General features: G+C 69.5%; 1 protein-coding gene and 1 pseudogene. Both read left to right on the forward strand.

The window, feature by feature from the left end; translation table 11 throughout:
* Positions 1-95 precede the first annotated feature (95 nt).
* Entirely contained in the window at positions 96-575 is a 480-nt protein-coding gene (locus tag L6Q67_RS23645; RefSeq protein ID WP_296576003.1) for a L,D-transpeptidase, read from the forward strand.
* A pseudogene (locus L6Q67_RS23650) lies at positions 572-767 on the forward strand (GNAT family N-acetyltransferase); the annotation flags it as partial. The gene L6Q67_RS23645 and the pseudogene L6Q67_RS23650, both read left to right, overlap by 4 nt.

Below are 767 nucleotides of genomic sequence, written 5' to 3' on the forward strand. Positions count from 1 at the left end.
GAGGTGGCCGGAGGCGTGCTTGCCGACACCTGCGGCGGACTTTTGTCCGGTTTTTTTGCCGCCCGACGCAAGAAACCGGCCGGAGCGCCCCCCTCGTGCTGATCCGAATCCACATCCCCACCCAGACCCTCGAGCTCATCGGCGACGATGGTGCGTGCATACGGCGCTATCTGGTCTCCACCGCAAAAAATGGCCCGGGTGAGCAGACCGGCAGCCACCGCACGCCCCGCGGGCGGCATGTGGTGCGGGCCAGGATCGGCGCCGGCCAGCCCATCGGGGCGGCCTTCCGCGGCCGGCGCCCGACCGGCGAAGTATGGACGCCCGAAGTGGGCGCGCAGATGCCCGAGCGGGACTGGATCCTCACCCGCATCCTGTGGCTGTCGGGCAAGGAGCCGGGCGTGAATCGCCTCGGCGACGTGGACACCATGCGCCGCTACATCTACATCCACGGCACGCCGGACACCGAGCCGATGGGCGTGCCGCTTTCCATCGGCTGCGTGCGCATGCGCAATCGCGCGGTGGCCGAGTTGTCCGCTCTGGTGCCGGCCGGCACGCCGGTGGAGATCCTGGCGTGAGCGCGGCGTTGACGGTCCGGCTGGGGAGCTGGAACGAATTGTCTGCCCAGGCGTCGCCGATCCGCTTCACGGTTTTTGTGGACGAGCAGAAGGTGCCGGTCGAGCTGGAGCTGGACGAGTTCGATCCGCTGTCGTGCCACGCCCTGGCGCTGGCGGGCGATGAAGCCATCGGCACCGGCCGGCTCTTGCCCG

The sequence above is a fragment of the Zoogloea sp. genome, assembly GCF_023150065.1.
Lineage (GTDB): Bacteria > Pseudomonadota > Gammaproteobacteria > Burkholderiales > Rhodocyclaceae > Zoogloea.